The following is a 1,569-nucleotide window of genomic DNA, read 5'->3' on the forward strand; positions in this document are numbered from 1 at the left end:
GTGCGGTCGGCTACGCCCCGCAAATCACCGTGATCCCCGAAGGTAGCATGCTCACCGCGGCGGCCACGATCTCTGCCGATCGCCGTTATGTCCGCGTGAACCCCTATCCCGTGTTCCAGGGTATCGGTGAGGTGAACATCTTTAACTTCGTGACGGGAGAAAGCGGTCAAGGCCTGGGCGGCACCGGCGGCCAAGGCTTCGGCGGCCTGTTCAGCGGTGGATTCGGCAGCGGCTTCGGCGGATTTGGCGGCGGTTTCTTCTGAAACCTGACCCCCCCATCTGGCCGACAACATTTAGCCGATCGGGATCGTTGGAAAAACGGAGACGACACAACAATCGTCTCCATTTCTTTTTTACCGCCTCAGGCGAATCCATTCTGCTTTGAGGTCGCGTGGGATCATGAGCACCACCCCGTCGCGCTCGGTCTTGGGTGTGAGAACGGCCCAACGGTTCCAGCTCCCACCAATCCGCCGACCGACCTCGGCATGAAGTGTTTCTCCAGATTTGATTGGCAGACGCACCGTGGTGGCCCCTGTGGGAATCAGCCACCATTCTTGTGCCTCGGACAACCGCTCATCCTCTGCCACGGCCACGAGAATGACGTGACCGTCCGCTTCGACCAGCGGTTGATCATCCCATCGAATCGATCCCGCCCCTTCCACGGCCGTCACTTTTCGCGACGAATCGACGGTCACAAGCCCCGGATGCCAGCCCGGCAGACGCATGCTCACCGTGTGTCCGCTGGGAAGTGTGGCGGTAAACGCGACATCCTGATCCTGGGCATTAACAAAGACGTAGGCCACCCCATTCTCCAAAGGAACCCGAAATGCCTGCACAGCCGGAACGTCTGGCGTGATGGAAATCCGGGCTATCTGCGCCCTGTCCATCACCTGCCGCCACCTGCTGCGACGTGAGGCGACAATCTCGTCCATTCCAGTTCCCGCGCGTCCCGCAATTTCCAGATCCTTTTCCCATAAAACGATCAGCCGTGGCGAATGACTCTGGAGAAGTCGTTCACTCGCCGGGTTTATTGCACCCGGAACAATCACCATCCGCACCCCTTCCAGCGTTCCTTCGTCAATTGCATCGTCCCCGGCGACGGCAAAGTCCACACCAAGAGTCAAGAGGACACGGCTGGCCAGGAGAACCGCCTCCCGAGCTTCGGCGGCACGCTCCGGTGGGGCACTGTCCGGAGAGATCACGACAACAGCAGGCTTTTCCCACTTGGGAGCCAGTCGCGAAAGCAAAACCGAAGATACCCGATAAAATCGCAGCGACGACCGCTCTGTGCCATCACAGGTCCGCAGCAGCCCCCAGGGGAAGACGCGATCGTCGTCATCGCGCCAGCACCAGTTTCTGGCAGCACTGCCTCCCAGAGCAAAGACATATTGCGGAAATAGCAGGAAGAGCCGCTCCTGCTCGGCCACTGATCGCCGAATATGGTAGCCGTGGGCACCGCGCTCTTGTTCCCAGGCAGGATGCGTTTTCACCCCGAACTCCCCGATCGCCAAAGATTTACCCGTCAGCCGCGAATCGATCCATTTGACAGTGGGAGCGAACTCTTCCACG

Annotated in this window: 2 protein-coding genes; one reads left to right on the forward strand and one right to left on the reverse strand. The window is 59.9% G+C overall.

The window, feature by feature from the left end:
• A partial coding sequence (locus tag H5U08_RS18275) for a hypothetical protein (protein ID WP_297036433.1) occupies positions 1 to 263 on the forward strand: 263 nt, incomplete at its 5' end.
• Positions 264 to 353: 90 nt separating this feature from the next.
• Here H5U08_RS18275 and H5U08_RS18280 read toward each other — a convergent pair.
• Positions 354 to 1,569: hypothetical protein (locus H5U08_RS18280; protein WP_297036436.1), on the reverse strand; the 1,216-nt coding region annotated here is incomplete at its 5' end.

This window comes from Thermogutta sp., from assembly GCF_014359955.1.
Classification (GTDB): Bacteria; Planctomycetota; Planctomycetia; order Pirellulales; family Thermoguttaceae; genus Thermogutta.